This window comes from Pseudomonas sp. R62 (assembly GCF_000257605.1).
GTDB lineage: Bacteria > Pseudomonadota > Gammaproteobacteria > Pseudomonadales > Pseudomonadaceae > Aquipseudomonas > Aquipseudomonas atacamensis.
Genome location: NZ_JH635999.1, coordinates 1,505,194 through 1,509,198 on the forward strand (window position 1 = coordinate 1,505,194; position 4,005 = coordinate 1,509,198).

The 4,005-nt window shown below is 59.4% G+C and carries 4 protein-coding genes and 1 pseudogene; all 5 read left to right on the forward strand.

Annotation, left to right across the window (positions count from 1 at the left end):
* The first annotated feature begins 193 nt into the window (after positions 1-193).
* Positions 194-1,489, forward strand: a complete 1,296-nt coding sequence (locus OQK_RS24830; RefSeq protein WP_016774809.1) for an OprD family porin — start codon at positions 194-196, stop codon at positions 1,487-1,489.
* 225 nt (positions 1,490-1,714) lie between these two features.
* A complete protein-coding gene (locus OQK_RS24835) occupies positions 1,715-2,368 on the forward strand; it encodes a hypothetical protein (protein WP_038862158.1) in 654 nt (217 codons plus the stop codon).
* Positions 2,365-2,880 carry a hypothetical protein gene (locus OQK_RS24840; RefSeq protein WP_016774811.1) on the forward strand — a complete coding sequence of 172 codons (516 nt, stop codon included), beginning with the start codon at positions 2,365-2,367 and terminating at the stop codon, positions 2,878-2,880. Before OQK_RS24835 ends, OQK_RS24840 begins: the two co-directional genes overlap by 4 nt.
* Before the next feature lie 8 nt (positions 2,881-2,888).
* Complete coding sequence (locus OQK_RS24845; RefSeq protein WP_016774812.1) at positions 2,889-3,398, forward strand: hypothetical protein; 510 nt, start codon at positions 2,889-2,891, stop codon at positions 3,396-3,398.
* A gap of 464 nt (positions 3,399-3,862) precedes the next feature.
* A pseudogene (locus OQK_RS32130) lies at positions 3,863-4,005 on the forward strand (DUF6124 family protein); the annotation flags it as partial.

Below are 4,005 nucleotides of genomic sequence, written 5' to 3' on the forward strand. Positions count from 1 at the left end.
TCAAACTGTGGGAGCGAGCCTGCTCGCGAAAGCGCTGTGTCAGTCAGCATTTTTAACTGACACTCCGCATTCGCGAGCAGGCTCGCTCCCACAGGGTTTGGTGTAAGGGCTGCCAACTCAGCACACCGGCCCAATCCTTGCCAGGCCAATCCGCCGATCATCAGCGCCATTCAAATCGCCACCGGCCCTGACCATGATCAACCGCGCCCCCTCCCGCCTCACTCTGCTCGCCATGCTCTGCGGTCTGACCGGCACCGCCCATGCCAGCGGCTTTTTCGACGACGCCAAAAGCGATGTCCTGCTGCGCAACTTCTACCTCAGCAACGACTACCGCTCGCCCACGCCCTCCGGGAAAAACTACAAACAGGAATGGGCACAAGGCTTTATCGGCAACTTCTCATCCGGTTTCACCGAGGGCACAGTCGGTTTCGGCATCGACGCCCACGCTTTCGCCGGCCTGAAACTCGACGGCGGCAAGGGCCATTCCGGCACCGGTCTGTTACCGGTCGACAGCGATGGCCGCAGCGAACGCGACTATTCCAGCGCTGGCGGTGCGTTCAAGCTCAAGGTCTCGCGAACCACCCTCGCCTTCGGCGAAATGACCGTAGAAACCCCGGTCTTCGACACCTCGGACAAACGTCTGCAACCGGAATACGCCACAGGCTTTTTGCTCAACAGCGCCGAGCTCGACAACGTCAATCTGGTCGCCGGGCATTTCACTGCATTCAAGAACCAGGACAGCTCCTCCGGCAAAGGCGATTTCTACGGTTACGGCGCCAACACCGAAGCGGGCGGCATCAGCTTCGTCGGTGCCGACCTGTTCAGCTCAAGCCCGATCGGCGGCGCACTCTACGCCTCAGAACTGAGCGACACCTGGCACCAGTATTACGGCAACCTGCACTTCAAACAGTCCGGCGTGCTGCTCGACGCCAACCTCTACCACACCCGCGACACCGGCCGCGCATTGGCCGGCGAGATCGATAACACCGCCTTCAGCCTCTCCGGCAAATACAGCTTCGGCGCGCACGCGGTGATGCTCGGCTGGCAACGCATCAATGGCGACACGCCGTTCGATTTCGTCGGCGGCGACTCGATCTACCTCGCCAACTCGATCAAATACGCCGACTTCAACGGCGCCAACGAACGCTCCTGGCAAGCCCGCTACGACCTCGACCTCGGCGCATTCGGCATCCCCGGCCTGAACTTCATGACCCGCTACGTCAGCGGCAGCCACATTGACGGCACGCACGCGCCCAAGGGCGGCGCCTACAACCCGTTCGACGCCGACAGTGGCGACTATCAACCGCAACAAGGCAGCGGCGGCAAACACTGGGAACGCGATATCGACCTGAAATATGTCGTGCAATCCGGCGCCGCGAAGGATCTGTCGGTGCAGCTGTCGCACGTCACCCACCGCGCCAACGAAGCGCAAGCTGGCGATGATATTGACCGGATTTACGTGGTCATCCAGTACCCGTTGGGTTTGTGAGGTAACACGATCAACCCGCCCACAGGTTCCTGCGTCGGCCACAAACCCTGAGGTTGCTCCTTGAGATCCAAATCAAATGATTTCAGCGTACGCAGCGCCTACAGCAGCTAGCCAAGTGCCATCACCTCGTTTATTCTGCGCCCCCGCATAAAAAGCCAAGCCAGGAAGGCATTGATTGACCTTCCTGTTTGTAGTCAATCAACGCAAGCAGATTCAGGGATGTACATGTTTCAGCTATTCAAACTCGGAGCGGCCGTCGTGCTCGCCGCGACGCTCAGCGGCTGCATTACCGAAAGCGCTTCCTGGGTCAGCGAACCCTTGCAACCCAAGGCAAGCGAGCCAGTCAGTTATCTCGTTGGCTCAATCGGGCCGCAATCACTCAAGCAATCAGCCGCTGACAACCAGCGAATCTTTTTCCGCAAACGCGGTTCCGAATACGGTGCGGCCGGCGTCTGGAAAATGGCCGGCGCTTACTCCACGCCGCAGGATGTTCAGGACGGTGTCGGCGCAGCGAGCGTATTCGTGCTTCCCCTGAAGCCGGGCGATTACGAGTTCTATGATTTCCAGTTCTTTTCCGCACGTTATCAACCTGGGCTAGGCACTGTTTTCACCTCGAGAGAGGCGCGGGAAAAATTCAACCTGCCGATGCGCCTGGAACCCGGCAAGGCCTATTACATCGGCGAGTTCCGTTCGTTCTGCCTGACCGCCGGTTTCTGCGCGTTCCGCTGGAGTGATCAGAACGCCCGCGATGCGCTGATTGCGCAACGTCTGGCGCCAGGATTGCCAACGCTGCAACCGCTGAAACTCGACCTCAACCGTGCTCAGCCCTACATCTTCACCGGCCCCATTCCGGGTATTGCCGTGGATGCCAAACCATGAAAAAAATCATCGCCCTCACCGCCGCCGCTCTGTTGACCGGTTGCGCGGCGACCAACACCTTGCCCGAGCGCACGCTTACGGACGCTCAGGATTATCTGCAGCCGATTCACGTTATGGTCGATGATCCGGAAAACGGCTCCAGCCTGCGCAACCACCTGCGTCAGACCGGTGTGTTCCGCACCATCGAAACCGGCAGCGGTAAAGCTGACGAGTACAACGTGCAGGTCAAACTCAATGTGGAACGTCACCTGCCGCCGTTTCCGGTGCTTCTGCTGAGCACCGCGACGTTGTTCTTGCTGCCGCTGTCGAACGAATTCGATACGCAAACCGAATTCACCGTGTACCAGGGTGACAAGCGACTGAAGCAATACACCTATCGCAACATCACTCAAAAATACGTCTGGCTATTGGATCAGGGCGGCGAGATGCGCGAACAGAACCTCGGCCGCATCGCCCGCGCCTTCGCGCAGGATGTGCAGCAGGACCGGCTGATCCCGGCAGTCGCGCAATGAGCCGCGCGATGATAAAAGTCGCCGGCCTGCTCTGTGCCTCACTGATGCTGGGCGGCTGCGCCAACACCTTGCAGCCGCTCGATTACCATGCCGATCAGGCCTACGTGCCGGTCACGCTAGGCATGGGGCCGGCGTATACGCGCATCGACGAGCAGCATCAGCGCGAAACCGTCAGCGTCCTGAAGAAGACCGGCGCGTTCTCGATGCTCGACGGCGGTTACACCCGCAACGGCTACAGCCTGTTGATCACCGAACCCAGCGACGGCAAGGTCAACTGGCTGGCGCTGGTCAACGTCTTCACCCTGTTCACCTTCCCGATGCCCTACCACTACCAGGACAACCTGCGCGGCTCGGTCTTCAAGGATGGCCAACTGCTCAAAACCTACAACTACTCCCGCGAAGGCTGGAGCGTGATGACGTGGTATGTGCCGATTCCCGGGGTCGAGAACAAACGGCAGATGCTCGACCAGTTGTTGGTGGAAATGGACCGGGACAAGGTGATTCCGTATCAGCCGTGAGGTTGGGTGATGGGGGCTGGTGCGGTGGACTGCGGCGCAATGAATTGCAATGTGGGAGCGAGCCTGCTCGCGAAGAGGCCATCAGGTTCGGCGCAATTCTTCGATTTAAACGAAGCTGTTTAAAAGACACCTGCTGACACGGTCTCAAGGCTACAAACCCTTGCGCCATTGCCTACAGCCAAGCCAGAATCCGCCGGCTTGTGCGCCTTGAGGGCGGGTTCTATTGTGGTGCGGTCGCTGACGAATCAGCGATCGGGTTTAGCGATCCGACTCATTACAGACGCACCAATGCCCAGTCTCAATTGCATTTTTCGATCTGCACTTGATGTCATGGTGGCTGTGCGTGGGAGACCTTCAGGTCTACCCGGGGTTTCTGTGACCCGGATCGCTAACCTGCGTACAGCCGCCACCTTTACTTGTTTAGCGATGAGCCGTGGCGGCTAAATCAACCACGGAGTCTCACCATGATCAAACCAACACCCAACCCACCCGAATCCGACCCCACCTCCCCCTACGAATCCCTCGACTCAAAAAAACTCCACCAAGCCGCCGACCGCGCCCTCGACCACTACCTCTGCCCACCCGGCTCGACCCCGCCGCCCTTCAG